Source organism: uncultured Paenibacillus sp., from assembly GCF_963515335.1.
Lineage (GTDB): Bacteria > Bacillota > Bacilli > Paenibacillales > Paenibacillaceae > Paenibacillus_I.
Window position 1 is genome coordinate 1 of sequence record NZ_CAUPYC010000037.1, and the last position, 25,648, is coordinate 25,648.

Below are 25,648 nucleotides of genomic sequence, written 5' to 3' on the forward strand. Positions count from 1 at the left end.
TCATACAACTAAGAAACTCCTTTTTTACTGTCTAGATTATATGTAGCATTATAATCTGCAGCGTATATTCAAACGAAGCGTCGGAATGCCGCTCATGTCTTATCTAACGGCGTTTCGGATGGAGCGGGCGAAAATGCTGCTGCGGCAGACGGCGATACCGGTGGCCGATATCGCCGATTATGTGGGCGTGGGGAGCCGGCAATATTTTCACCTGCTGTTTCGCAAGCATACCGGGATGACGCCTGTCGATTACCGCAAATCGGCGTCCACCCATCATTATGATGATGATGAGTATTATGAAAGTGAGAATTTTTGACACCGCGCAGGCAAACAGGTTACGAAATTGTTAACGCTTCCGGATCGGCGCTTGCTACAATGGGGACAGGATTTAACGTTCGCCAAACCGAAAAGGAGGTTGTTTATTATGTCTTTTAAAGTGACGTTTATCGGAGCGGGGAGCATCGGGTTTACGCGGGGCCTGCTTCGCGATTTGCTGTCCGTTCCCGAGTTTGCCGGCATTGAGGTTGCATTCACGGACATCAATCGGCACAACCTGGACATGGTTACAGACCTGTGCCAACGGGATATTGACGAGAACGGCTTGTCCATCCGGATTCAGGCGACGACCGACCGGCGTGAAGCACTGAGAGGCGCGAAGTATGTTTTGTGTACGATTCGCGTCGGCGGTCTTGAAGCTTTTGCGACGGATGTCGATATCCCGTTGAAGTACGGTGTGGACCAATGCGTCGGCGATACGCTGTGCGCGGGCGGCATTATGTACGGCCAGCGAGGAATCGCGGTGATGCTGGACATTTGCAAAGATATCCGCGAAGTTGCGGACAAGGATGTGCTGCTGCTCAACTACGCCAACCCGATGGCGATGCTGACGTGGGCGTGCAACCGATACGGCGGCGTCCGCACGATCGGGCTGTGTCACGGCGTACAGCACGGGCATCGGCAGATTGCCGAGGCATACGGCTTGAAGCAGACGGAAGTCGATATTATCTGCGCCGGCATTAATCATCAAACCTGGTACGTACAGATCCGGCACAACGGGGAAGACCTTACGCAGGGGCTGCTTGAAGCGTTCGAGAACCATCCGGAATTCAGCAGAACGGAAAAGGTGCGGATCGATATGCTGCGGCGGTTCGGCTACTACAGCACCGAATCGAACGGGCATCTGAGCGAATACGTTCCTTGGTACCGCAAGCGGCCGAATGAGATCAAGGAGTGGATCGATCTCGGGTCCTGGATCAATGGGGAAACCGGCGGATATCTGCGTGTATGCACCGAGGGGCGCAATTGGTTTGAGACCGATTTTCCGAATTGGATGAAAGAACCGGCCATGACTTACGCTCCCGAGAACCGGGGGCAGGAGCACGGCTCCTATATCATCGAAGGCTTGGAGACGGGAAGGGTGTACCGCGGGCATTTCAATGTCGTGAACAACGGCGTCATCGCCAACCTGCCTGACGACGCGATCGTCGAAGCTCCGGGCTATGCGGACGGCAACGGCATCTCGATGCCGTTGGTCGGCGAGCTGCCGCTCGGGCCGGCCGCGGTTTGCAACGCCAGCATCTCCGTGCAGCGGCTGGCGGTGGAAGCGGCCGTGCACGGGGACGACAGGCTTTTGCGGCAAGCGTTCATGATGGATCCGCTCGTCGGAGCGGTTTGCAATCCGAAGGAAATCTGGCAGATGGTCGACGAAATGCTGGCGGCGCAGGAGCAATGGCTGCCGCAATACGGCGCGGCGATCGCAGCGGCGAAAGAGCGGCTTGCGGCCGGCAATCTGATACCGACACGCTCGTATGAAGGGGCGGCCCGCCTGAAGGTGAAGACGGTCGAGGAGATGCGGCAGGACCGGGACGCGGCGAACCGTAATGCCGCAGAGGCGGATAAAGGCAAGGATCGCGCCGCGGCGGCGCAATCCTAGTTTAGAAATGGCGCGAACAAGGCGGAAAATTAGCGAAAAGTTTTCGCAAATAGAGCATGCTATTCGCTAAACCACGAGAGATGAGGCAGCAAATATTAATATCCTTATTTCTACGGACGGTCGAGCCCGTCGACGGATCGGGTTTTTATCACGTTGAGCACGAAAACTCCCAATTCATCAAAGCTCATGCCGTACAATTTGTCCTTGAACGACGGCGGAACGGGCGTTTTGCCCGTTACTTCGGCTACGACCTCCAGGACGGCCTCCACACGGGCTTCATGTTGGTCTTTGGTTACAACCCTCATTGCGGTTACTCTCCTGTTCGATGGGGATAATGTCGAATTTCGATAATAGCAATCTGTATGTAATGACGGCCGTCGTTCATTTTAGCACACACATAGGCAGACTACTACGATTATTATAAGATTGTAACCATGTAAAAATTTTCTCATGAGAAAACCTCTACCGGGGCCTCTCGAAGATGAGCGGCCGCGTCAACAAAAACAAGCCGAAGCCGGTTTTTACCGGCATCGGCTTGTTTTGGCGATTGGCGACGCAATGGCGGATTACTGCCCGTTGATTTTCTCGATGGCCGACGCTTCAAGCGAGCTCATATGCCTTTCCATGCACTTGCAGTAGTAATCCTTGCGGCAGATCGGGCACGGGTTGTTCAGGAGACGGTTCACGTCTTCCAGCTTCCATTTCGGATTTTTGCTCATGAACAGACGAACTTTCGACTGGTCGGGAAGGGTGGCCACGAACTGATACAAGCCGGTTTTCTCGTTTTTGTCAAAAGCTTCAATGTCGACAATGGAGGGGTTGAATGCCATGTGATTTTACCACCTATAATTGGATTTTTGGACTTTGTAAACATATCGGCCGGCACGAAAGATGTCAAGCTTTTGCGGATACATCATTGTATCACGATTTGGCCCGAAAGTGAACGACCGCGCTGTACAGCATTTTACCCGCGTTCGGGTCGAATACGACATGAGGGGTGTGCCGGGGCGGACGCCATCAATCGCGGCGGGTAATTCTCAGTGCAGCTTCCGGTATTGCTCGGGAGGCATGCCCACCGTTTTGCGAAACGTGGCGACAAAATGGCTGGCGTCCCGGAAGCCGACCCGTTCGGCGACTTCCCGCACGGTAAGCGACGTCGAGCGGACGAGCAGCTCCTTTGCCTTGCGGATGCGCAGCCGAATGAAATACGCATAGGGCGACAGCCCGAATGCCTCGTGAAAAAGCGCGTTCAAACGGCGGTTGGACACCTGCAGCACGTCCGCAATATCATTCAGGCCCACTCCCGGGTCCGCGTACCGCGTTTCCATCCACTCAACCAGCATGCGCAGCTTGTCGTGCCGTCCGGGCGAGCCGGACGGCTTGCCGTATTCCGTCGCATACCGGACCAGAGTTATCAAAAAGCGGTAGGCGTCCGAAGAAACCTCAAGGCCGAATACGTCTCCCGTCGTTTCCAGCCGGTTCACTGCGGCTTCGATCATGCCCGCGTGCGGAGCGCCCCGCTCCCAAGCGAAAGCACTGGAGCCTGTAATGCCGGCGGAAGCAAGGATTGATTCCGCGGCCGGGCCGCCGAAGGTCAAATAGGCCGTCCGCCACCTTTCCCCGGTAGATTCGTATTCATGGGGAACGCCGGGAAGCAGCAATACGCCGGTGTTCGGCGGCAAAACATACGTTTTGCCCTCAAACCGGATTTCACCCTGGCCGCCTGCCGTTTGCAGCCAATGGTATCGCGGGTAACCGCCCGGACGAACCGTTTTCTCCTGAAGCGGGTGGCATCCGACGCTCTCCACCGACAGCGGGAGCCGATGCGCGTCGGTCTGCGATATTTCAAAACGGCGGTGAACCTCCTGAACAACGTTCCCCATTCGGCGTCGCTCCCTTTCGCGAATATGTGCCATATTCTTATATCACTTCTCTATAATATTATATTTAACTGCCTATGTGTAAGCGCTACAATGTAAATAAATTCATATAGGGAGGAAGTGCCAACGTGATAAACGACAGGCTTCCGAAAATATGGTACGGCGGCGACTACAATCCCGAGCAGTGGGACGACGCCGAAATATGGAGCGAGGATATCCGCATGTTCAAGCTGGCGGGAATCGACGTGGCGACTCTTAATGTGTTTTCCTGGGCGCTGAACCAGCCGAACGAGGACACGTATGACTTCGCATGGCTGGATGAAACGATCGACCGGCTGTACCGGAACGGCATCTGCACCTGTCTTGCCACAAGCACCGGCGCCCACCCGGCCTGGATGGCGAAGAAGTATCCGGATGTGCTGCGCGTCGATTACCAAGGCCGCAAGCGCAAATTCGGAGGGCGGCACAACTCGTGCCCGAACAGTCCGACCTACCGCAAATACTCGCAATTGATCGCCGCCAAGCTGGCCGAGCGCTACAAGGACAACCCGGCGGTCGTCATTTGGCATGTGTCGAACGAATACGGGGGCTATTGCTACTGCGACAATTGCGCCGAGGCGTTCCGCCGGTGGCTGCGGGCGCGGTACGGCACGCTGGAGCGTTTGAACAAGGCATGGAACACCCGCTTCTGGGGGCATACGTTCTATGACTGGGACGAAGTCGTCGTGCCGAATGAACTGAGCGAGGAGTGGAACGGCAGCCGCACCAATTTCCAGGGCATATCGCTCGATTACCGGAGGTTTCAGTCCGACAGTCTGCTGGCGTGCTACAAGCTCGAATACGACGCGCTGAAAAAGCATACGCCGCATCTGCCTGTGACGACGAATCTGATGGGAACCTACCGGGAGTTGGACTATTTCGAGTGGGCGAAGCATATGGACGTCGTCTCCTGGGACAACTATCCGTCCCTGACGACACCGGTCAGCTACACGGCGATGGTTCACGATCTGATGCGCGGGCTGAAAAGCGGGCAGCCGTTCATGCTCATGGAGCAAACGCCGAGCCAGCAAAATTGGCAGGCCATCAACGCGCTGAAGCGGCCAGGCGTCATGCGTTTGTGGAGCTACCAGGCGGTGGCGCGCGGGGCCGACACGGTCATGTTTTTTCAACTCAGGCGATCGGTCGGCGCCTGCGAGAAATATCACGGCGCGGTCATCGAGCATGTGGGTCACGAGCGTACCCGCGTGTTCCGCGAATGCGCCGAACTCGGCGGCGAACTGCGCAAGCTTGGCGACAGCCTGCTGGACGCGCGGGTGGAGGCGAAGGTCGCCATCGTTTTCGACTGGGAAAACCGCTGGGCCCTTGAGCTGTCGAGCGGACCGACGGTCGAGCTCGATTACGTGAATGAGGTGCACAACTATTACGATGCGCTTTTCAAGCAGAACATCCAGGTCGACATGATCGGCACGGACGAGGATCTGGGCCGTTACGACATTGTGATCGCACCGGTGCTGTATATGGTGAAGCCGGGATATGCGGCCAAAGTGGAAGCGTTCGTCGCCGCCGGCGGAACATTCCTGACGACGTTTTTCAGCGGCATCGTCAACGAGAGCGACATCGTTACGACGGGCGGGTATCCGGGCGAATTGCGTAAGGTGCTCGGCATTTGGGCGGAAGAGATCGACGCGCTTTTTCCCGATCAGCGGAACCGGATCGTCGTCAAGGGCGGCGTCGGCGGATTTAAAAGCGAATACGAATGCGGCCTGCTCTGCGACCTCGTTCATCTGGAGGGCGCGGAAGCGATCGCCGAGTACGGCGACGATTTCTACGCGGGCATGCCGGCAGTGACGGTGAATCGGTTCGGGCGGGGCGAAGCCTGGTATGTGGCGACAAGCCCCGACGCCGCTTTCCTGTGGAGCCTGACGAGCCATCTGTGCGAGAAAAAAGGAATCGAGCCGCTCGTCCGATCGGCCCCTGCCGGACTCGAAGCGTCCCGGCGGACGAAGGACGGACGTTCGGTCCTGTTCCTGCTCAATCATAATGCCGAAGAGGTATCGGTCGATGTCGGCGACAGGCGGCTGTCGGATTTGCTCACCGGACAGACGCGGACGGGAACGATAACCGTTCCGGGCAGAGGCGCGGCGATTTTAGGGGAATAATAATATACTGAGTTCATTAAATCATTGTGCGCCCCTCCGGCCGTCCCGAAACTGACACAGGACACCGGAAGGGGCGTTGTGCTATAATTTTGAAGGTTAAACAATCGGCAAGTACATACATTTATTATGGCGAGTCTGAAGGAGGCACTTATGTTGCGTATCGGCGCGATTGAGGCAGGCGGAACGAAATTTGTATGCGGTATCGGCAATGAGAGCGGCGTGATCGAGGATCGTGTCAGTTTCCCGACCGAGCAGCCGGAGACCACTCTCCGCAATGTGATCGATTATTTCCAAAACAAACAGGTGGACGCGATCGGCATCGGGACGTTCGGCCCGATCGATATCGATCCTTCGAGTCCGACCTACGGGCGCGTCACGACGACGCCGAAGCCGGGTTGGGCAGGCTACGATTTTCTCGGAACCTTGAAACGCGCGTTCGACGTGCCGTTCGGCTGGGATACCGACGTGAACGCCGCGGCTTTCGGCGAAGCGAAGTGGGGAGCGGCCCAGGGCTTGGACAGCTGCGTTTATTATACGATCGGCACCGGTATCGGGGTCGGCGTGTACGCCGAAGGCAAGCTCGTGCACGGCCTGCTGCACCCGGAGGGCGGCCACGTCCTGACAAGACGTCATCCGGAAGATCCGTTTGCGGGAAATTGCCCGTATCACGGCGATTGCCTGGAAGGCATGGCTGCCGGTCCGGCGATCGAGAAGCGCTGGGGGGTCAAGGGCGGAGAGCTTTCGAAGGATCATCCCGCCTGGGCGATGGAAGCGTTCTATATCGGACAGGCGGTGGCAGGCGTAATCGTGCTGCTGTCGCCGAAGAAAGTTATCCTGGGCGGAGGCGTCATGCACCAGGAGCAGCTTTTTCCGATAATTCGCGCCGAGGTTCAGCGCAACCTGAACGGCTACGTGGCGCATGAAACGATTCTCTCCGGCATCGATTCCTATATCGTTCCGCCGGGACTCGGCGACAATGCCGGATTGAGCGGATCCCTGGCGCTCGGCTTGGCGGCGCTCGGCCGATAAAGCGGCTAGCCGCCGCAGACCGCTCATAAAAATCCCTCCCGAAGGCCGGGCGCGTTCAGGCGCCGCAAGCCGGGGAGGTTTTTTTGCAGGCGGCCGGCGGCGGCTTTATTCAATCGGATCGGCAATCTGTTCATGTAAAGGTTGGGGCTGTCGATGGGCATTCTGCAAAACTTATATACGGCCGTCACCGTTCTTAACTTTTTCTTTGCGGCGGCGGTCGTTTTTCTGGAACGGCGCAATGTCGGCGTCACCTGGGCATGGGTGATGGTGCTGTTGTTTTTGCCGGGTGTGGGCTTCATTCTGTACCTTATTCTCGGCCAAAATTTGAGCCGCCGCAAAATATACCGCATCAGCGCGGAAAACCGGCTGCGGCTGCAGGCGCTTCAGCGTGCGCAGCAATTCCGCTTTACCGAGAGCCGGATCGTGTTCAACGACCCGGCCATGGCCGATTACCGGGATATGATGTATATGAACCTGATGGGCGGTCATGCTTTCTTTACGCAGGACAATGAGGTGGATATTTTCACGGAAGGCCGGACGAAGTTCGATGCGCTGCTCCGCGACATCGAGCGGGCGGAGGACCACATCCATCTGATGTATTTCATCATCCGCAACGATGTGTGCGGGCGCAGGCTGATCGAGTCGCTCGCCCTCAAAGCGCTGGACGGCGTTGAAGTGCGGCTGCTCTACGATCATATCGGCTGCTCGGCGCTGCCCGACGGCTTTTTCGAGCCGCTTGCGGCGGCGGGCGGGTACGTCGCGGCCTTTTTCCCGTCCCGCATCCGTTATTTGAATTTGCGCGTCAACTACCGGAATCACCGGAAGCTTGCGATCATCGACGGGAAATACGGCTACGTTGGCGGGCTTAACGTCGGAGACGAATATATGGGGCTTGATCCGCGCTTCGGGTTTTGGCGGGACACCCATCTGCGCGTCAGCGGCGGCGCGGTGCTGGAGATGCAGCGCCAGTTCATGCTCGATTGGAATTTGTCCTGCCCGGCGCGGGCAATCGAGGAGGAGCCCCGCTATTTTCCTCAGCATGCGGGCTCCGGCCAGGTCGGCATGCAGGTGGTCGCCAGCGGACCGGATCAAGAGCTGGAGCAGATCAAGAACGGCTTCATCAAAATGATTCACGCGGCCAAATCGACCGTGTCGATTCAAACGCCCTATTTCATCCCCGATGAGAGCCTGCTTAACGCGATGCGTATCGCCGCCTTGTCCGGCGTGGATGTGCGCATCATGATCCCGAGCAGGCCCGACCACAAAATGGTGTATTGGGCGACGTATTCCTATCTCAGTGATCTGTTGAAGGCGGGCGTGAAATGTTATCTGTATGAAAAAGGGTTCCTGCACGCGAAGTCGGTTATCGTGGACGGTAAAATCGCTTCCGTGGGCACGGCCAATATCGATATCCGCAGCTTCAAGCTCAATTTCGAGGTGAACGCATTTCTGTTCGATTCCAGGGCGGCCGAGCGGCTGGCGCGCATTTTCGAGGAAGATATGGCGGAATGCGCCGAGCTTACGCCCGGCCGATATAAGGCAAGGCCGGTTCATATGAAAATACTGGAGTCGTTTGCGCGATTGCTATCACCGATTTTATGACGGATAATCGAGATAGAAACGAGCAGCGGACGGGGGTGAGCGTATGGAACCGGAATCGGCCATAACGGAGCCGCAACGCAGACGCAGGTTTGCCGGCTATGTGACCGACCGCCTGTCCGTTACGTTGCGCAACGATACCGCATTGTGGCAGTCCGGTTCATGGGGCACCGGCGCGGCGCTTGCCGGCGGACTTGCCTTAACCGCGCTCGGTATGCCGACCGGCCTTGGGTTTGCATTCGACGCGGCCGTGGCGATTATACTGGGCGCGATCGGACTGGTGATCGGCGGGGTATTGATTGCGGCCCTGTTATCGCTCGCGTGTGTTCCGGCGCCGCGCCTGTTTGCCGGCTGCTGGTTAACCGCCGGGGCGGTAACGTTCGCCATCCTTTATTACGCGGACATAGGCGTTTGGCTGTCCGTCGTTCTTGCGGTTTTATACGTTAGCGCCGGCGCGTTGGCCGGCATGATGATAGGTCTGCTGCTGAGGCTGAGGCTAAGGCTGCGGCCGCTTGCCAAGACGGCTGTGTTGGCGGGGGCGGCTGCTCTATGCGTCGCCGTTTTGTACTGGCCATTCGGGGGAAGCGCCCCCGACGCGGACACCGCGGCTCTCGGCGGCGCGGACGGAGCGGATACGCCGCCTGCCGGCGTATCTCTGCTGAGCGCCGCCGATCCCGGGCTGCCGGGCGGGTTTGAATATACGGCGTTTACTTACGGCAGCGGGACCGACAAACGCCGCAAGGAATTCGCACAGGATGCCGAATTGATTACGCCTTCAGTGGACGCTTCGGCATATATAACGAAATGGCCCGAGCTTCGCACCCTTTACTGGGGATTTGACCAGGACGCATTGCCCCTGAACGGGCGCGTCTGGATGCCGCAAGGCGGCGGGACATATCCGCTCGTGTTGATCGCGCACGGCAATCATTTGATGGAGGACTGGTCGGACGACGGGTACGAGTACCTGGGCGAGCTGCTCGCCAGCCGCGGTTTCATTGCGGTATCCGTCGATGAGAACTTCTTGAATTACTCCGTTTGGTCAGGCATACCGAATAACGATATGAAAATGCGTGCCTGGGTGCTGCTGAAGCATCTGCAGCAAATTAGGGCGTTCAATCTGCAGTCCGGAAACCCGTTCTCCGGCAGGGTCGATCTCGGCAAGGTCGCGCTGATCGGACATTCCCGGGGCGGTCAAGCGGTCGCCATGGCCGCCGACAGCTCGCGCTGGTTTGCCGGCGATCGAACGCTTGCCGGATTGGAACAGATCAAGATCGAAGCGGTCGTCGCGATCGCGCCGACCGACCGCAGCGTCGACAAGAAGTCCGCGTTCCTGCGCGACGTCTATTACTTGACGCTGCAGGGCGCGCGCGACGCGGACGTCAGCAACTTCTACGGCGATCAGCAATACATCCGTACGTCCTATTCCGCCGGATCCGAACGTTTCAAAGCTTCCGTCTATATACCGGACGCCAATCACAGCAGGTTTAACACTACCTGGGGATCATACGACCTGAGCATGCCCGGCGGCCTTTTTCTGAACGTCCGCGGGCTTATGGACCGTGAATCGCAGCTGGACACGGCAAAAACGTACATTTCCGCTTTTCTGGAGCTTGCGCTGAACGGGAGGAACGGGTATGCCGGTCTGTTCGAGGACGAGCGGACCGGATCGCATTGGCTCGGCGAACAAGGGCTGATTACGCGTTATGAGAGCGGACGGATGAAGGTTGTCAGCCGGTTCGAGCAGCCGGGCATCCGTGCGTTGAACGCCGGCGTGACCGCCCGGGCTTTCGGGATGAAGCGCTGGGCGCACGAGAATGCCTTGAACCGGGACCGCAAGCGGAAAGGGACGGACGGGTTGACCCTGCATTGGGACGGCTCGGGCGCGGCGGCCTACCGTATTTCGTTCGACCGGCGCTATTGGGATAATGCGGGCGGAGACGAAATGTCCGCGTTGTCGTTCTCCCTTGCCGATTTGGAAAGGGATCTGCAAGCGGACCGTGCTGCCGATGCGCCTCCGATTGCCCCGCCTTCCATCGATATTGAGCTCGAAGGCGCAAACGGTGTTTCGGTGAGACTGCCGCTGTCCCGGTTCGAAGCGTTGCGGCCCTTGCCGCGCGTTGCGTTTACGGTACATCCGCTGCTCGAGCGCCGATTCAACAACGGCAAATTCAAGAGCGCGGTTGAGCCCGTATTCCAGACATTCATTGTCCCGTTCGATGCGTTCGTCCGTGTCAAAGAGGGCTTGCTGCAGGGGGGCCTCCGCAGCATCGTCTTCCGCATGGAGGGAGGCCCGGGCAAAATCATGCTCGACGATATCGGCTTCTATCCGGCTTCCTAGATCATACGCCGTTCCGCCGTCTGTATGGCGCTTCGATTCGTTTCAACCGCCGGCAATTCGTCCATACTGGTACATAAAAAGGAGTGGGGACGATGCCGATATTGCCGGTGCATGAACGGTTGGCGGAGCTATGGGTGCTGCGGAACAGCCGCGGCTTGACGGAGTCCGAGAAAACGGACATGGAGCACTGCCTGGCGGTGAACGCATCCTTCTGCCGGGAGCTCGCCCATCTAAAAAATATGTCGCTTCTCGCCTCCATGACGGAGGATACCGATTGGCAGCATGACATATGCAGCCGTATCGAAAGACTTTCGCGCGTGTGAGCGAACTGGAAAAATATTGCGTATAGCCCTTTGACTGCCGGATATACTAATGGGCGGGCGCGGGTCGACCGAATCCGACGAGATCACAAGGAGGTTGTACATAATGGCGGCAAATTTAGGCGCGCATGAGGTCATGGAGATACAAGAGGTACTTACGTTTGCGATTGACGGCATCAACCAGTTCCAGCTGTATCGCCCGCATGCGAAGGACCAGCAGCTGCGGCAGATGCTCGACCATCAGCTGCAGTTCATGACGAACGAATACAACGGTATGGTTCAACTGCTCCAACAGCAGGGAATGGGACAGCTGATAGCGTACCGCGCCGTTAAGAACGTTCAACCGATCTATGGGCTGGACAACCCGGCGAATTTAAGTCCCAATATGTCCCTCGATCAGCTGGACGACCGCGACGTGGCGAGCGCGATGCTCAATTGCCATAAAGCGTCGGCCGCGATGAAAATGAGAGGTGTGCTCGAATGCGCCGATCCGCAAATTCGCCGCGCCATCCAGCAAAGCGCGGTCAATTGCGCGGAGCAGGCCTATGAGGTGTGGCAATACATGAACCATAAAGGTTTTTATCAAGTGCCGACGATGAAGGAAATGACGACGAACACCATGATGCACCGTTACGAAACGGCAGGCGTCGGGCAGCAGCCAGGCGCAGGCTCGATGCATCAGCAAAGCGGCGCGGCGGCAATGGGCATGCAGCAGCATACGGCCTCGAACGCGGGAGGGGGCATGCAGCAGCATGCCGCGGGTACAAGCCAGCAGCAGAACGGTACCGGTACGGGCTTGCAGCAAAATGTATCCGACGGCGGCTCCCAGAACGATTCGCCGAATGAGCTCAATCAAACCGCGGGTTATACGAGCCCGCTGACTCAATAACGGGCTGCCGCCATGGCCGAAAAAAACATATTGGCTTATTTTAAAAGTCCGCAGGAAGCGGAGAGGGCGTTGGAGCAGCTTAAATCGCTTCAGATCGTGGACAGCGCCATCGACCGGATCGACGGTTTTCCCGGCGACGGAAGCGACCGGATCGAGAATCCGGTGACAGGCGATTTTCCGGGACTCGGCTATCTTACACTCGGCGGCGACTTTTCTGACCGGAACGCCGGGATTCTGGCGGCAGCCAGTGTGAGCGCAAGCGGCTTGAGCTCCGGCGGCCAAGAAAACCGGGTTAGCGGCAGGGATATTCTGCTTACGGTTGTCGTACAGGAATCGGATTATGAACAAGCGCTTAGGATCGTAGAAAAAGCGGGCGCAATGGTGTAACGCCGAGTGCGGCGGAAAACGGAAGGGAGCGGGCGAAACGGCCCGCTTTTTCTTTATGCCGGCATTTGCGGTTTGTTCCTGAGGGAAGGGGATAATGCGCAGAGGGAGCGAGAGACCCTCATGCTTGACTGGCGGTGGTCAAGGTAATCTGAACGATCGAATCAAAAAACGACCATACGGCCGGTTTCGTATCCCTTTATGACTTATAAGCTATCTACATAAAAAGCACGGAACCGTTCTTTGATCTGTTCTTTGGACATGCCTTGTCCGAGGCGCAGCTCGAAATACAGGTCCGGACACAGCGCGGCCATAATCGCATGAGCGGCGAATTCGGCTTCGCCCGTGCCGTCGGGGCTGTTGCGCCATTGCTTGATTTCAAGGATCAAGCGGACAAACAACTCATGCATAAACCTATAAGGCGGACTATGATATACCGTGCCCGGGCCCGGCCGCTGTTCTCCGCCAAGCGTTCTCAGTACCGCAAGCAGATCCGCTTTGTCGTCGATGTAATCGATGCACAGTCCCAGCACGGCGCTTAAGCGGGTTTGCGGGGATTCGGCTGCGGACTGCTCCAGATAAAGGCTGATGCACTCCCTGAATTTCGCATAACTGTCAGAAAGCAGGTCAAGGCAAAGATCGCTTTTATTGCAGTATCTACGGTAAAGGGTGCCTTGGCCGACACCGGCTTGCTTGGCGATCCGGTGCATGCTGACCTGCCCCACCCCGTGTTCGCGGAACAGTTGAAGCGCGGATTGAAGTATTTTTTGGCGGTGTTCGGCGGCATCCTTCCGTTCCTCACGAAGCTGCATACTTATCCCTCTTCCTGCTTTTTCTAAGTGTTCGCTTGACAACCGGACAATTGTCCGGTAATATCCAAAAAAAACGGACAATTGTCCGTTTGAGTTGACGCAACTCCTAAACCCGTACCATAAGTCCTATTGTACCCCGCGCACCGCAGTAAGGTCAAACGGCGGCAAACGGCGTCGGGATGCGGATGAGAGAGATGGAGGAGAGAAAAAGAATGTCGAAACAAGCAGGATCCGCGACGGAAGCCGAGTCGATGTCGGTACGGGACATCCTGGGGCCGTTGATCGCCATTATCGTCGGACTTTTTATGGTTATTCTGGACGGTACGGCAATGAACGTTGCAATACCCACTTTGCAGAAGGATTTCGGCCAAGGGTTGAACGTCGTACAGTGGACCGTTACCGGCTACGCCTTGGCCCAGGCGGCGGTCATTCCGCTCGCCGGCTGGCTGTCGGACCGTTTCGGAGCGAAACGCGTGTTTCTGATTTCCGTCGTCCTGTTCACCATCGGTTCATTGTTATGCGGACTGGCGAATTCGGTTGAGCAGTTGATCGTATTCCGTGTGCTTCAGGGCATCGGCGGCGGTATGGTCGGCCCGATCGCAATGGCCTTCACGTATCGTCTGGCGCCTCCCGGCAAGGTCGGAGCCGTCATGGGGATGATGGGTATCCCGATCCTGCTGGCGCCGGCGCTTGGTCCGATTATCGGCGGTTGGCTGGTTGAATACGCAACCTGGCACTGGATTTTCTTCATTAATCTGCCGATCGGCGTTATCGGCGTGCTAGCCGGTCTGCGCACCCTGCCGAACATTGAGCGGCAATCGGTCGCGGCACTTGATATGTTCGGCATCATCCTGGGGCCGATCGCGTTCGCGGGTCTCGCGTACGGCGTCAGCGAAGGGGCCTTCGGCTGGACCTCCGACAAGACGATCGTCGGTATTTCCGTCGGTGCCGTCGCTCTTATCCTGTTTATAATCGCCGAGCTGCGGCATCGGAATCCGCTGCTGGAGCTGCGCGTATTCCGGTCGTCGGATTTCACGCGCGGCATCATCATTCAGTGGATTGCGACGGTGGCGCTGTTCGGCACGATGTTCATGGTCCCGTTGTTCCTGCAGGACGGCAAAGGCTATGAGGCATTCCGCACAGGCCTGATCATGCTGCCGCAAGCGCTGGCCGCAGGCATCTTTATGCCGATCGGCGGCAAGCTTTTCGACAAAGTCGGCGCCCGTCCGGTCGTCGTGGCCGGCATGTCGATCGTCGCGCTCGCAGCGTTCCTCTTGTCGAAGGTATCGCTGACGGACAGCGTGTCCACGATCCTGCTGCCGCTTAGCTTATTGGGAGCCGGCATGGGCTTGTCCATGATGCCGCTCAACACGCATTTGATGCAATCGGCGCCGCAGAACCTGGTCGGCCGCGTCACGTCTCTCACGAATGCCGCCCAGCAGGTATGGAGCTCGCTTGCGATTGCCGCATTGATCACGATCATGAGCAGCCGCTTCAAGTCCTACCTCGAATCAGGCGAGACCGATATGGCGACTGTCGGGACGAAGGCGTTCAACGACACGTTCTTCATCCTGGTCGGCATCGCAATCGTCGGCGTTCTCTTCGCGCTGTTCCTCAAGAAGCCGAAAAATGCTTCCCAACCGGCCGGCGAGCCCGCACCGATGGCTATACACTGACGGCAAGCAACAATAGAATAGAATTGGAGTGCACATAACCCGCCCCAACTTCGGGGCGGGTTATTCGGTGCGCCTCATGATAGTAAAAACCCGCCTGCGCAAAGCGCGGCGGGTTGATAGGCGTTTTGAAATCTGATACAATGAAGCGATGGGAAAAATTGAATATTTTTAAGCGAAATTTCTCAAAATAATGTTACCACAAATTGATGAATCTTGTCAACCGTTCCCGGAGAAAATTCCGGCGAAGCGAAATATACGGCAATCAGCGAGATGGGAGAGATCGGGCCTCATGAATGAAACGGACGGCATCTGGGCGGAGGAGCAGAGTCGCGTGTCGCACGTGGTTGCGAGCGTGGACCGGCGAATCGAGGCTTTGGAGAAGGAAATCGGCGATGTGCGGTCGGAAGCGGTCGACATCCGCAAACATTTCTGGGATGAGATTACGGTCAATTTCAGCTCGTCGGACGACGTGACGGAAACGTACTTCAGCATGAAGCAGCAAGCGGATTTGCTTGCGGAACGCGAACGAACGCAGCGGCACTCGGCCGGTTATCTGGATAAGCTGAGAAGGCTCGCCCGCTCGCCGTATTTCGGGCGAATCGATTTTCGGGAGGAAGGCGACGGGCAGGCTGAGCCGATTTATCTCGGCATCGCTTCGTTTCGGGAGGAGGACGCCGACACGTTTCTCGTGTACGATTGGCGCGCCCCGGTATCCAGCCTGTATTACGACTATCCGCCGGGCCCGGCGGTCTACGAGACGCCGGCAGGCGAAGTGAAGGGCGAACTGCTGCTCAAGCGGCAGTTCGTCATCCGTGACGGCGAAATCCGTTACCTGTTCGACACCGGCATAACGATCGGCGACCAGCTGCTGCAGCAAATGCTGAGCCGCACGTCGGACGCGCAAATGAAGAGCATCGTGGCGACGATCCAAAAGGAGCAGAACCGGATTATCCGCAACGACCGGAGCCGCATGCTGGTCGTGCAAGGAGCGGCCGGCAGCGGCAAAACATCGGCGGCGCTGCAGCGTGTCGCTTACCTGCTGTACCGTTACCGGGGCGAGCTCACCGCCGATCAATTGGTGCTGTTCTCCCCGAATCCGATGTTCAACAGCTACGTCGCGTCCGTTCTTCCCGAGCTCGGCGAGGAAAACATGATCCAGACGACTTTTCAGGCGTATCTGGAAAATCGGTTGGGCAAGGAATTCCGGCTGGAGGATTCGTTCGACCAGCTGGAATACGTGTTGTCCGCCGAGCGCAACCAAGCATACGAAATTCGGCTTCAGGCGATCCGCTTCAAGTCATCGGCGGCATATCTGGAAGCCATACAGGCATATCTGGACAGCTTGCTTACGGAAGGCATGCTGTTCCGGCCGGTCAAGTTCAACGGTAAAACAATCGTGCCGGCCAAGGAGATCGCCGCCCGTTTCTATGGCATGGATGCCGGTATACGGCTGGCGAACCGGATAGCGCTTATTCGCGAATGGCTCACGGAGAGAGTGAAGACGTTCGAAGCGACGCAACTGAACGAGCCTTGGGTGGAGGAAGCAATGGAGCTGCTCGATCAGGAAGCCTACCAGAGAGCTTACTATAAGCTAAGGGAGAGGCAGAAGAAAAAAGCCGAATCGTTCGACGACTTCGATGCGGAAAAAGAGCTCCTTGCCGAAATGATCGTCAAGGAAGCTTTTAAGCCGGTCCGCCGCCGCGTCAAGCTGCTTCGCTTCGTCGATGTGAAGGGACTATACAGGCGGTTGTTCGCGGATCCGGACCGATTCGAAACGTTGACGGACCGTGCCGGCCTTCCTCCGCTCTGGAAGGAGATCGCCTCCCGGACAGTCGAGCGGCTTGATGCCGGGCAGCTGGCCTATGAAGATATGACGCCTTATTTGTATGTGAATGAAAGATTGAAAGGCTTCCGGGCTAATACGGCAGTTCGTCATGTGCTGATCGACGAGGCGCAGGATTATACGCCGTTCCAGCTTGAATTTCTGAAATGGCTGTTCCCGCGCAGCCGCATGACCGCGCTCGGCGATCTGAATCAGGCGATCTACGCCCAAATGTCCGCAATGGCGGAGAGCGATCCGCTGACCCGCCTGTACGGTGCCGACGATACGGAATGGATTCATTTGACGAGAAGCTACCGTTCGACAATGGAAATCGTGTTGTTCACGCGCGGTATGGTGGCCGGAGGGGAACGGATCGAGCCGTTCAACCGGAGCGGCAAGCTGCCCGTCGTCGTCACCGTTCCGGACAAACAACAGCTTCACCGGCGTTTGACGAATACCATACGGGACCTTAAGAAAGAGGGCTTCGATTCGATCGCCGTTATTTGCCGGACCGCCGCCGAAAGCCGGGAGGCGTTCGACTCGCTCGGAGGAGCGGGCGAGCTTAAGCTGGTGACCAAGGATACGCCGCAGTTCGAGAAGGGGGTCTGCGTCATTCCCGCCTATCTGGCGAAAGGAGTCGAGTTCGACGCGGTTCTGATCTACGACGCGTCCGAGCGGACCTATGGCAACGAGAACGAACGGAAGCTGTTTTACACGGCATGCACGCGGGCGATGCATGAATTGCACCTGTTCTCGGTAGGCGAGCCGAGCCGGTTCATCACGGAGCAATCGCCCGAAACGTACCGGACGGAGGCGTAGCGCACGGTGCTGCTGGGCATTTATTTGGCGGCCGTTAATCTGCTGCTTTTTTTCTTGATGGGCGCCGACAAGCGTTTGGCCGCGAAAGGACGGCGGCGGGTTCCCGAGCGAAGGCTGTTCGTTTTCGCTTGGCTCGGGGGAGCCGCGGGCGGCTGGATCGGCATGCGCATGTGGCGCCATAAGACGAAGCACAGGTCCTTTATGCTTGGTTTGCCGGCGCTGACCGCTCTGCATCTGGTGCTGCTCGCGCTTGCTTATTATAATGGCTGGGTCGGGTAACGAGCTTTTCTATAAATCGACAATATGTCAGAAAAACTGACAAAATCCAAATAAATCACCGATTTCAGCGGCCGAAAAATCAACACAATTAAAATTATTCATATTTTTGTGTAAATTAAGTTCACAGAAAATTAACAAATCCATTTTTTCTTATCGCTTGCCGCTCGAACGCTCCCCTATTCCTGATTTTTTGCCTTTTTACATAAAAAGCTGTCGACCGCGGAAGGAAATTCCCCCTCTGAAAGCGAATGGAAGGACGACAGCGGTCTCAATCGGCCTTCTCCGGAGGATGTAAGTCACCTCGTAACGGTTAATGGATAGAGAGAGAGTCAAGCAACATCCGCTGAGAGTTGCCACTTGGCATGGAGAAGCAGAAATCGCGAACGGGGAGTGATGGACATGGTACGCAAGGAAATGGTAGCCATGCTGCTGGCGGGCGGCGAGGGAAAAAGGCTTGGCGTGCTCACGAAGGCGCTTGCCAAACCGGCCGTTCACTTCGGCGGCAAATACCGCATTATCGATTTCACGCTGAGCAATTGCGTACATTCGGGAATCGACACGGTAGGGGTATTGACGCAGTATCAGCCGCTTGTTCTCAATCAGTATTTGGGAATCGGCAGCCCTTGGGGGCTGGACCGCCGCGACGGCGGCATGGCCGTGCTTCCGCCTTACATGAAATCGAAGGGCGGCAGCTGGTACAAAGGAACCGCGAACGCGATCTACCAGAACATGGGGTTCATCGACCGTTACGACCCGGAATATGTACTTGTCATATCGGGCGACCATATCTACAAAATGGATTATGACCTGATGCTGAACCACCACAAGAAAAGCGGCGCCGACGCTACCATTGCCGTAATCGGGGTGGATTGGAGCGAAGCTAGCCGATTCGGCATTATGGCCACCGACGAAACGGGCAAAATTACGGAGTTTCAGGAAAAACCGAAAAATCCGAAAAGCAATCTGGCCTCGATGGGCGTGTATATTTTCTCCTGGCCGGTGCTGCAGCAGTATTTGATTCGGGACGAAGACAATCCGATGTCCAGCAACGACTTCGGTAAAGATATTATCCCAGCGATGCTGGCCGATAACATTTATCTGAATACGTATACATTCCAGGACTACTGGAAGGATGTGGGCACGATCCAAAGTTTGTGGGAGGCCAATATGGACCTGCTCTCCGAGGAATCCCAGCTTGATCTGAACGACAAGGACCGGCGCATTTATTCGGTCAACCCGAACCAGCCGCCGCATTACGTTTCCCCGGCAGGCAACGTTTCGTCCTCGTTGATCACGGAAGGCTGCTTCATCGAAGGCCACATCAGCCGTTCGGTGCTTTTCTACGGCGTCCATGTAGGCGAAGGCAGCGTTATCCGCGATTCCGTCATTATGCCGAATGCTCAGATCGGCAAGAACGTGACGATATCCCGGGCGATCATCGGCGAAGGCGCCGTCATCGCGGACGGCGTTGCGATCGAGTCGGCGGAGGGCGAAGATATTCAAGTGGTGGCAAGCGATGAAATGGTGCTTCCCGCGGGAGCGGCCAAGGAGGTAGAGGCATGAGCATGGAGATGATGGGCGTGGTCAATCTGATTTACGAGCCGGACGAGCTGGAAGCGTTGACTTTGCATCGGCCGCTGGCGACGGTTCCTTTCGGCGGCCGTTACCGGCTGGTCGATTTTACGCTGTCGAGCATGGTCAATTCGGGCATTTCCAAGGTGGCCGTTATGGCGCATACGAAATACCGGTCGCTGATGGATCATATCGGCTCGGGCAAAAGCTGGGATTTGCATCACCGGCAGGGCGGCCTGTTCGTGCTGCCCCCGATGGCCTCCGATATGAGCGATTTGCGCAAAGGGGATTTGTTTCACTTCTATCAGCAGCGTGATTTCTTTACCCGCAGTCAAGGCGACTACGTCGTCATCTGCAGAAGCCATATGGTGTGCAACATCAATTTCAAGGATGTTCTGGCTGCACACCTGGAGAGCGGAGCCGATATAACGGCGGTTTGCAAGAAACAGCACGATTCGCTCGGCGGCAAGGCGCGCAAGGTCAAGATCGACGGCAACGGACGGGTGACGGACATGCAGGACCATTTCGGCCGGCTGCAGACCGACATCGTGTCGATGGAAATGTACGTGATGCGCAAAGATCTGCTGCTCGATCTGGTCGAAACGTCGTTGGCGCAAGGGCAGGATCATCTGGTCCGCCACGGGATTATGTCCCGGCTGGACAAGCTGCGGGTGCATGCCTACTTATACGAAGGCTACCTCGGCATCGTCAACACGATTCAAAGCTATTACCTGAACAGCATGCAGCTTCTGCTTCCCGATACGTGGAAAAGCTTGTTCTTCACGCCGGGCCCGATCTATACGAAGGTCAAGGACGAGCCGCCGACCAGCTATCTCGAGGGCGCCAAGACGGTAAACTCGCTGATCGCAAACGGCTGTGAAATCGAGGGCACGGTCGTCGGGAGCATTCTGTTCAGGGGCGTCAAGGTGCAAAAAGGGGCGGTCGTCCGCAACAGCATCGTCATGCAGAACGGCATCGTCGGGGAGAACAGCATGCTCGATCATGTTATACTCGATAAAGAAGTGTATATTGAGCCCGGCCGCGATATCCGCGGCGTGACCGATTCACCGTATATCGCCGTGAAGCGCAAGGTCATCTGAGACGGGCCATTCCAGCGGCAGGTGAAATCGATATGAACATTCTTTTCGCGGCTTCGGAGGCCGTGCCGTTCGCCAAGACCGGCGGTCTCGGCGACGTCGTCGGCGCGCTGCCGAAAGCGCTGGCGGCGCAAGGGGTGACGGCGTCCGTCATCCTGCCGCAATATGGGGAAACGGGGGATGACGCGATCCGGTCCTTTCGGCGGGTCGCGTCTTTCACCGTCAAGCTCGGCTGGCGCAATCAAGCCTGCAACCTGCTGGAGGGATATGTTGACGGCATCCGGTATTATCTGATCGGAAACGATTACTACTACAAGCGTGGCACGCCGTACGGCTATGACGACGAGGCGGAACGGTTCGCGTTTTTCTGCTTCGCCGTGCTGGAAGGCATGCGATACATAGATGAAGTGCCCGACATCATCCACTGCCACGATTGGCAGACCGGGCTAATTCCGTTTCTGTTGAAAACGCGGTATCGCGGCATCCCGCCCTATCGCGGCATCCGGTCGCTTTTCACGATACACAATTTGCGCTATCAAGGCGTGTTCTCGCAGGAAACGCTCTGCGACCTGCTCGGCGTGGGCCGCGATATGTTCACGATGGACAAGCTGGAGTTCTACGGCGGCGGCAGCTGCATGAAGGCGGGGCTCCTGTACGCGGACAAGCTGACGACGGTCAGCCGCACGTATGCGGAAGAGATCCAAACCCCCGAGCTCGGCGAAAAGCTGGACGGCGTCATCCGGCTCCGCAGTCCGGATTTGACCGGTATCGTGAACGGGATCGACATCGAGCTGTTCGATCCGATGCGCGACCCGGAGATTGCTTATCCTTACCGTACGTCTATGGCGAAGAAGCGGAAAAACAAGGTTGTTCTGCAGCGGGAGCTCGGCCTGGACGAAGCGGAAGAGGTGCCGATGCTCGCCATCGTTTCGAGGCTTGTCGAGCAGAAGGGACTGGATCTGCTGGAGGGCGCCATGGAGGGGCTTCTGGCCGAATCGCTGCAGCTTGTCGTGCTCGGTACCGGGGAAGCCCGCTACGAAAAGCTGCTTAGCCGCTTGGCGTCACAGCAACCGAAACGCATCGCCGTTCGTTTCGAGTTTGACGACGCGCTCGCGAGAAGGATCTATGCAGGGACCGATATGTATTTGATGCCCTCGCAATTCGAGCCGTGCGGACTCAGCCAATTGATCGCGCTCCGCTACGGCGCCGTGCCGCTCGTCCGGGAAACGGGCGGGCTGAAGGACACGGTCCAAGCCTATGATGAATATACAGGTAAAGGAACCGGTTTCAGCTTTCGGCGTTACAATGCCGCCGAATTTCTGCAAACGGTGCGCAGGGCGCTAGCGCTTTACCGGAATGCCCCCGAGTGGCAGCGCATTGTCGACAACGGCGCCTGCGAAAATTACGGCTGGAGCGGCTCCGCGCGCGACTATGCCGCGGTGTACCGCGAACTCGCGGACAACGGAAAGGAGTATTGAAATGGCCCGTCATCTGGTTGTCGGAAACGGCAAAATGCTCGTTAACCTGGACAAATCCTGCTACATTCGCGACATTTACTTTCCGTACGTCGGTCAGTTGAACCATGTGGGAGGACAGCAGTGCCGTTTCGGCGTTTGGGCGGACGGCGCCTTCTCATGGCTCGATTCTCCCGACTGGCGTTTCGAGCTCGGTTATGTCGAGGATTCCCTGGTGACGAATATTGCGGCCCGGAACGATGCGCTCGGCCTTGAGCTTTTTATTAACGACGGAGTCCATCAGCGGGAATGCATATACATCAAGCGTGTCGTCGTCCGGAGCACGATCGAAAGGGACCGCGAGGTGCGCCTTTTTTTCCATCAGGATTTGATGATCGAAGGGACGGAGGTCGGGGACACGGCCGCGTATTATCCCGAGAACAACACGCTTTTCCATTATAAGCGGTCAAGCTATTTCATGTTCAACGGCTTCTCGGATGAAGGCGGAATCGCGCAGTATTCGACCGGCATCAAACGGTTCCATTCGGCGGAAGGCACATGGCGGGACGCGGAGGACGGCGCGCTGATGGGCAACGCCATTGCGCAGGGCTCCGTCGACAGCACGATCGGGTTCGGGACGACCGTGCCGGCCGGCGGGGAGAAGACGGTCTACTACTGGATGTCGGTCGGCCGCGATCTGGAGGAAGTGAAAAAGCTTAACCAATATGTAACGGACAGCCATCCGGAGAAGCTGCTCAGCCGGATCGTCATTTATTGGCGCCACTGGCTGCTGCGCACGGTGACCGATTTCGGGGACCTGCCGAAGGAAGTCGTCGATCTGTACAAGAAAAGCCTGCTGATCGTGCGCACGCAGACGGACGAGAACGGCGCCATCATCGCGGCGAACGATACCGATATTCTGCAATACAACCGCGATCATTACAGCTATATGTGGCCGCGCGACGGCGCACTGATCGCGGAGGCGATGTCGCTGGCCGGCTATCAGAGCATGATCGCCCCCTTCTTTCAATTTTGCGCGGATACGCTCTCGCCCGAAGGGTACTTATATCATAAATACAATCCGGACGGCACGGTGGGCTCGAGTTGGCACCCTTATGTCGTCCAGGGAACGAACCGGCTGCCGATCCAGGAGGACGAAACGGCGCTTGTTCTGTATGCGTTATGGAAGGACTACACCTATCACCAGGTCATTGAGCTGCCGCAGTCGCTGTACAGCAGTCTCATCCGCAAGGCGGCGAATTTCCTCGGCGAGTTTATGGAGCCGGAACTGAATTTGCCGAAGCCGAGCTACGATCTGTGGGAGGAACGCTACGGCATTTGGACGTATACGGCGGCTTCCGTGTACGGCGGCCTGATGTCGGCGGCGTATTTCACCGACCTGTTCGGCGATTACGAGCGAAGCGATCATTACCGGAGCACGGCGGAGGCGATCAAGCAGGGGATTCTCGACCATATTTGGGACGAGGAAGCCGGGCGCTTCGCGCGGGGGCTTATTTACAAGGACGGCGCCTGGGTGAAGGACATGACGCTCGAGAGCAGCCTGTTCGGCATTTGGGAATTCGGCGTACTGCCGGTCGACGACAGCCGTGCCGCGCGCACGATCCGCGCGATCAAGGAAGGGCTGTCGGTAAAAACCGGCGTCGGGGGCGTCGCCCGCTACACGAACGACTATTACTTCCAGCAATCGGGCGATATCGAGAAAATACCGGGCAATCCGTGGATCATCTGCACGCTGTGGATCGCCAATTACGAAATCGAATCGGCCAAGACGCTTGCGGACTTGGCGTCGCCGCGCCGCACGTTGGAATGGGTCGTCGGGAAATCGCTCGATTCCGGCGTGCTGCCCGAGCAGTTGAATCCGTTCGACGGGTCGCCGCTCGCCGTCGCGCCGCTCACATGGTCGCACGCGACGTTCGTCCAAAGCGTATGCAAATATGTGCGGAAGCACGCGAAGCTAAGGTCCTCATAATCCCGTGAACGGCGACAAGGCCGGTCTTCAAGCAGACAATGCTGCTTGCGGACCGGCTTTTTTTTGCCGGAGAAGGGCGAAGTGAAGGAGGGATTGTTTGTTCCCTCCAACCCGTCATCAAAGGGCCGGCGCGGGGTACAATAACGTGGAAAAACCGTTATAAGCGGGAAGGGACGGGTAATAAGCCATAAACATACCATGAAGAAAAGGGCGATGACCATGGCTTTGCAATTGTTTATGATCGTGCTTCTGATTTTGTTCACAGCATTTTTTGTCGCAACCGAATTTGCCGTTATTCGGATCCGGCCAAGCCGGGTAGATCAGCTCGTGCTGGAGGGGCGCAAGAATGCGGTGGCGCTGCAGAAGGTAACGGCCAACCTGGACGGCTACCTGTCTGCGTGCCAGCTCGGAATCACCATAACTTCTCTTGGCTTGGGATGGCTCGGCGAACCGACGGTCGAGGCGCTGCTTGAGCCGGTGTTTGAGCGGCTGGATATGCCTGAGCAAGTGACCGGTCCGGTTGCTTTTCTGATCGCCTTTACTTCGGTTACCTACCTGCATGTCGTTATCGGGGAGCTGGCGCCCAAGAGCGCGGCGATCCGCAAGGCGGAGCCGATCGCGTTGCTGTGCGCCGTGCCGATCATCTGGTTCAACCGCATCATGTATCCGTTCATTTGGCTGCTGAACTCGTCCGCGAACCGGCTGGTGCGGCTGCTCGGCATGAGGCCGGCCAAGGAACATGAGGAAGCGCATTCCGAGGACGAAATCCGGATTATTTTATCCGAAAGCTACGAGAGCGGCAAAATCAACAAAACCGAGCTCGGATACGTGAACCGGATTTTTACGTTTGATGATTTGCTGGCCCGGGAAATCATGGTGCCGCGCACGGACATGATATGCCTGTATACGGACAAATCGCTGGCTGACAATCTGAAAATCATCAAACGGGAGCAGTATACGCGCTTTCCGGTCGCCAGCGGCAGCAAGGACAACATTGCCGGAATCATCAACACGAAGAAATTTTTTCTGAAGTACGACAACAATCCCGAATTCGATTTCGCTTCGCTGCTGATGCCGGCCCTGACGGTTCCGGACGTGATGCCCGTGAAGTCGCTGCTGAGAAAAATGCAGGCGGAGCAGGTGCACATGGCGCTGCTGCTGGACGAATACGGAGGAACGTCCGGCCTTATCACGATCGAGGATATTCTTGAGGAGATCGTCGGGGAAATACGCGACGAGTTCGACAAGGACGAGAAGAAGCCGATCGATATGGTGGAGCCGGGACGCTACATGGTAGAGGGCAAGGTGCTGCTCTCGGAGCTGAACGAAATATTGGGCACGCATTTGCCGAACGACGGTGTCCACACGATCGGGGGATGGCTGTACAGCGAAAATCCGGACGTCAAAATAGGCGATACGGTCGAGCATGAGGACCTGGTATTCGCGGTGAAGGAGATGGAAAAGCACCGGATCCGCAAGGTGGAAATCATGAAGGAGCCGTAATCGGAGCCGGCGGGCGGATCGCTCTTTTCTACTGCAGGCAAGAGGTTGCCGAATCGGCAAAAATGCTTTACCGTATAAGGGGGGGTCCAGAGG

Annotated in this window: 21 protein-coding genes and 1 pseudogene; 17 read left to right on the forward strand and 5 right to left on the reverse strand. The window is 57.2% G+C overall.

Annotated features, from left to right (window positions below; all coding sequences use genetic code 11):
* The first annotated feature begins 64 nt into the window (after positions 1–64).
* Together RWM61_RS12690 and RWM61_RS12695 are read left to right on the forward strand one after the other, a co-directional pair.
* Positions 65–316: a helix-turn-helix transcriptional regulator gene (locus RWM61_RS12690; protein WP_314001334.1), complete on the forward strand. Its 252-nt coding sequence runs from the start codon at positions 65–67 to the stop codon at positions 314–316.
* Positions 317–424: 108 nt separating this feature from the next.
* Positions 425–1,933 carry an alpha-glucosidase/alpha-galactosidase gene (locus RWM61_RS12695; RefSeq protein ID WP_314001281.1) on the forward strand — a complete coding sequence of 503 codons (1,509 nt, stop codon included), beginning with the start codon at positions 425–427 and terminating at the stop codon, positions 1,931–1,933.
* Between the two features lie 110 nt (positions 1,934–2,043).
* Here RWM61_RS12695 and RWM61_RS12700 read toward each other — a convergent pair whose 3' ends face one another.
* From RWM61_RS12700 to RWM61_RS12710, 4 genes and pseudogenes are all read right to left on the reverse strand, one after another.
* Entirely contained in the window at positions 2,044–2,238 is a 195-nt protein-coding gene (locus RWM61_RS12700; RefSeq protein WP_314001283.1) for a hypothetical protein, read from the reverse strand.
* Positions 2,239–2,499: 261 nt separating this feature from the next.
* The gene (locus RWM61_RS12705) at positions 2,500–2,763 is read right to left on the reverse strand and encodes a hypothetical protein (protein WP_314001285.1); all 264 of its coding nucleotides are present in this window, start codon (positions 2,761–2,763) and stop codon (positions 2,500–2,502) included.
* Between the two features lie 91 nt (positions 2,764–2,854).
* Positions 2,855–2,920 (reverse strand): annotated as a pseudogene (locus RWM61_RS20300) (DUF2536 domain-containing protein); the annotation flags it as partial.
* A 50-nt stretch (positions 2,921–2,970) separates the two neighbouring features.
* Positions 2,971–3,816 (reverse strand): AraC family transcriptional regulator, encoded by an 846-nt coding sequence (locus RWM61_RS12710; RefSeq protein WP_314001287.1) that lies wholly within the window; start codon positions 3,814–3,816, stop codon positions 2,971–2,973.
* Between the two features lie 125 nt (positions 3,817–3,941).
* On the opposite strand from RWM61_RS12710, the gene RWM61_RS12715 reads away from it, so the two are divergent.
* From RWM61_RS12715 to RWM61_RS12745, 7 genes are all read left to right on the forward strand, one after another.
* Entirely contained in the window at positions 3,942–5,972 is a 2,031-nt protein-coding gene (locus RWM61_RS12715; RefSeq protein WP_314001289.1) for a beta-galactosidase, read from the forward strand.
* 153 nt (positions 5,973–6,125) lie between these two features.
* Complete coding sequence (locus tag RWM61_RS12720) at positions 6,126–7,001, forward strand: ROK family protein (RefSeq protein WP_314001336.1); 876 nt, start codon at positions 6,126–6,128, stop codon at positions 6,999–7,001.
* 153 nt (positions 7,002–7,154) lie between these two features.
* A complete protein-coding gene (gene cls, locus RWM61_RS12725; protein ID WP_314001291.1) occupies positions 7,155–8,603 on the forward strand; it encodes a cardiolipin synthase in 1,449 nt (482 codons plus the stop codon).
* Between the two features lie 43 nt (positions 8,604–8,646).
* Positions 8,647–10,938, forward strand: a complete 2,292-nt coding sequence (locus RWM61_RS12730; RefSeq protein ID WP_314001293.1) for a chlorophyllase/cutinase-like alpha/beta fold protein — start codon at positions 8,647–8,649, stop codon at positions 10,936–10,938.
* A gap of 92 nt (positions 10,939–11,030) precedes the next feature.
* On the forward strand, positions 11,031–11,261 hold the full coding sequence (locus tag RWM61_RS12735) for a hypothetical protein (RefSeq protein ID WP_314001295.1): 231 nt from the start codon (positions 11,031–11,033) through the stop codon (positions 11,259–11,261).
* A gap of 103 nt (positions 11,262–11,364) precedes the next feature.
* On the forward strand, positions 11,365–12,147 hold the full coding sequence (locus RWM61_RS12740) for a spore coat protein (RefSeq protein WP_314001297.1): 783 nt from the start codon (positions 11,365–11,367) through the stop codon (positions 12,145–12,147).
* Positions 12,148–12,216: 69 nt separating this feature from the next.
* Positions 12,217–12,534 carry a hypothetical protein gene (locus RWM61_RS12745; RefSeq protein ID WP_314001299.1) on the forward strand — a complete coding sequence of 106 codons (318 nt, stop codon included), beginning with the start codon at positions 12,217–12,219 and terminating at the stop codon, positions 12,532–12,534.
* Positions 12,535–12,737: 203 nt separating this feature from the next.
* Here the strand turns inward: RWM61_RS12745 and RWM61_RS12750 are convergent, their stop codons facing one another.
* The gene (locus tag RWM61_RS12750; protein WP_314001301.1) at positions 12,738–13,343 is read right to left on the reverse strand and encodes a TetR/AcrR family transcriptional regulator; all 606 of its coding nucleotides are present in this window, start codon (positions 13,341–13,343) and stop codon (positions 12,738–12,740) included.
* Between the two features lie 212 nt (positions 13,344–13,555).
* Between RWM61_RS12750 and RWM61_RS12755 the strand changes: the two genes are divergently transcribed.
* The 8 genes from RWM61_RS12755 (at position 13,556) to RWM61_RS12790 (ending at position 25,555) form a co-directional block, all read left to right on the forward strand.
* On the forward strand, positions 13,556–15,019 hold the full coding sequence (locus tag RWM61_RS12755) for a DHA2 family efflux MFS transporter permease subunit (RefSeq protein ID WP_314001303.1): 1,464 nt from the start codon (positions 13,556–13,558) through the stop codon (positions 15,017–15,019).
* A gap of 289 nt (positions 15,020–15,308) precedes the next feature.
* Positions 15,309–17,660 (forward strand): RNA polymerase recycling motor HelD, encoded by a 2,352-nt coding sequence (gene helD, locus RWM61_RS12760; protein WP_314001305.1) that lies wholly within the window; start codon positions 15,309–15,311, stop codon positions 17,658–17,660.
* Between the two features lie 6 nt (positions 17,661–17,666).
* Positions 17,667–17,939, forward strand: coding sequence for a DUF1294 domain-containing protein (locus RWM61_RS12765; protein WP_314001307.1), 273 nt, complete (start codon positions 17,667–17,669; stop codon positions 17,937–17,939).
* A 399-nt stretch (positions 17,940–18,338) separates the two neighbouring features.
* On the forward strand, positions 18,339–19,502 hold the full coding sequence (locus RWM61_RS12770; protein WP_314001309.1) for a glucose-1-phosphate adenylyltransferase: 1,164 nt from the start codon (positions 18,339–18,341) through the stop codon (positions 19,500–19,502).
* Entirely contained in the window at positions 19,499–20,611 is a 1,113-nt protein-coding gene (glgD, locus tag RWM61_RS12775; protein WP_314001311.1) for a glucose-1-phosphate adenylyltransferase subunit GlgD, read from the forward strand. Before RWM61_RS12770 ends, glgD begins: the two co-directional genes overlap by 4 nt.
* A gap of 32 nt (positions 20,612–20,643) precedes the next feature.
* A complete protein-coding gene (glgA, locus tag RWM61_RS12780; RefSeq protein ID WP_314001313.1) occupies positions 20,644–22,086 on the forward strand; it encodes a glycogen synthase GlgA in 1,443 nt (480 codons plus the stop codon).
* 1 nt (position 22,087) lies between these two features.
* Positions 22,088–24,052, forward strand: a complete 1,965-nt coding sequence (locus tag RWM61_RS12785) for a glycoside hydrolase family 15 protein (protein WP_314001315.1) — start codon at positions 22,088–22,090, stop codon at positions 24,050–24,052.
* Positions 24,053–24,271: 219 nt separating this feature from the next.
* On the forward strand, positions 24,272–25,555 hold the full coding sequence (locus tag RWM61_RS12790; protein ID WP_314001338.1) for a hemolysin family protein: 1,284 nt from the start codon (positions 24,272–24,274) through the stop codon (positions 25,553–25,555).
* The last annotated feature ends 93 nt before the right edge of the window (positions 25,556–25,648 follow it).

Excerpts from the sequence above, each read along its gene's own strand:
- RWM61_RS12695 (WP_314001281.1), top strand. The coding sequence starts at position 425 with ATGTCTTTTAAAGTGACGTTTATCGGAGCGGGGAGCATCGGGTTTACG.
- RWM61_RS12700 (WP_314001283.1), bottom strand. The coding sequence starts at position 2,238 with ATGAGGGTTGTAACCAAAGACCAACATGAAGCCCGTGTGGAGGCCGTC.
- RWM61_RS12705 (WP_314001285.1), bottom strand. The coding sequence starts at position 2,763 with ATGGCATTCAACCCCTCCATTGTCGACATTGAAGCTTTTGACAAAAAC.
- RWM61_RS12710 (WP_314001287.1), bottom strand. The coding sequence starts at position 3,816 with ATGGGGAACGTTGTTCAGGAGGTTCACCGCCGTTTTGAAATATCGCAG.
- cls (WP_314001291.1), top strand. The coding sequence starts at position 7,155 with ATGGGCATTCTGCAAAACTTATATACGGCCGTCACCGTTCTTAACTTT.
- RWM61_RS12730 (WP_314001293.1), top strand. The coding sequence starts at position 8,647 with ATGGAACCGGAATCGGCCATAACGGAGCCGCAACGCAGACGCAGGTTT.
- RWM61_RS12735 (WP_314001295.1), top strand. The coding sequence starts at position 11,031 with ATGCCGATATTGCCGGTGCATGAACGGTTGGCGGAGCTATGGGTGCTG.
- RWM61_RS12740 (WP_314001297.1), top strand. The coding sequence starts at position 11,365 with ATGGCGGCAAATTTAGGCGCGCATGAGGTCATGGAGATACAAGAGGTA.
- RWM61_RS12750 (WP_314001301.1), bottom strand. The coding sequence starts at position 13,343 with ATGCAGCTTCGTGAGGAACGGAAGGATGCCGCCGAACACCGCCAAAAA.
- RWM61_RS12755 (WP_314001303.1), top strand. The coding sequence starts at position 13,556 with ATGTCGAAACAAGCAGGATCCGCGACGGAAGCCGAGTCGATGTCGGTA.
- helD (WP_314001305.1), top strand. The coding sequence starts at position 15,309 with ATGAATGAAACGGACGGCATCTGGGCGGAGGAGCAGAGTCGCGTGTCG.
- RWM61_RS12770 (WP_314001309.1), top strand. The coding sequence starts at position 18,339 with ATGGTACGCAAGGAAATGGTAGCCATGCTGCTGGCGGGCGGCGAGGGA.
- glgD (WP_314001311.1), top strand. The coding sequence starts at position 19,499 with ATGAGCATGGAGATGATGGGCGTGGTCAATCTGATTTACGAGCCGGAC.
- glgA (WP_314001313.1), top strand. The coding sequence starts at position 20,644 with ATGAACATTCTTTTCGCGGCTTCGGAGGCCGTGCCGTTCGCCAAGACC.
- RWM61_RS12785 (WP_314001315.1), top strand. The coding sequence starts at position 22,088 with ATGGCCCGTCATCTGGTTGTCGGAAACGGCAAAATGCTCGTTAACCTG.
- RWM61_RS12790 (WP_314001338.1), top strand. The coding sequence starts at position 24,272 with ATGGCTTTGCAATTGTTTATGATCGTGCTTCTGATTTTGTTCACAGCA.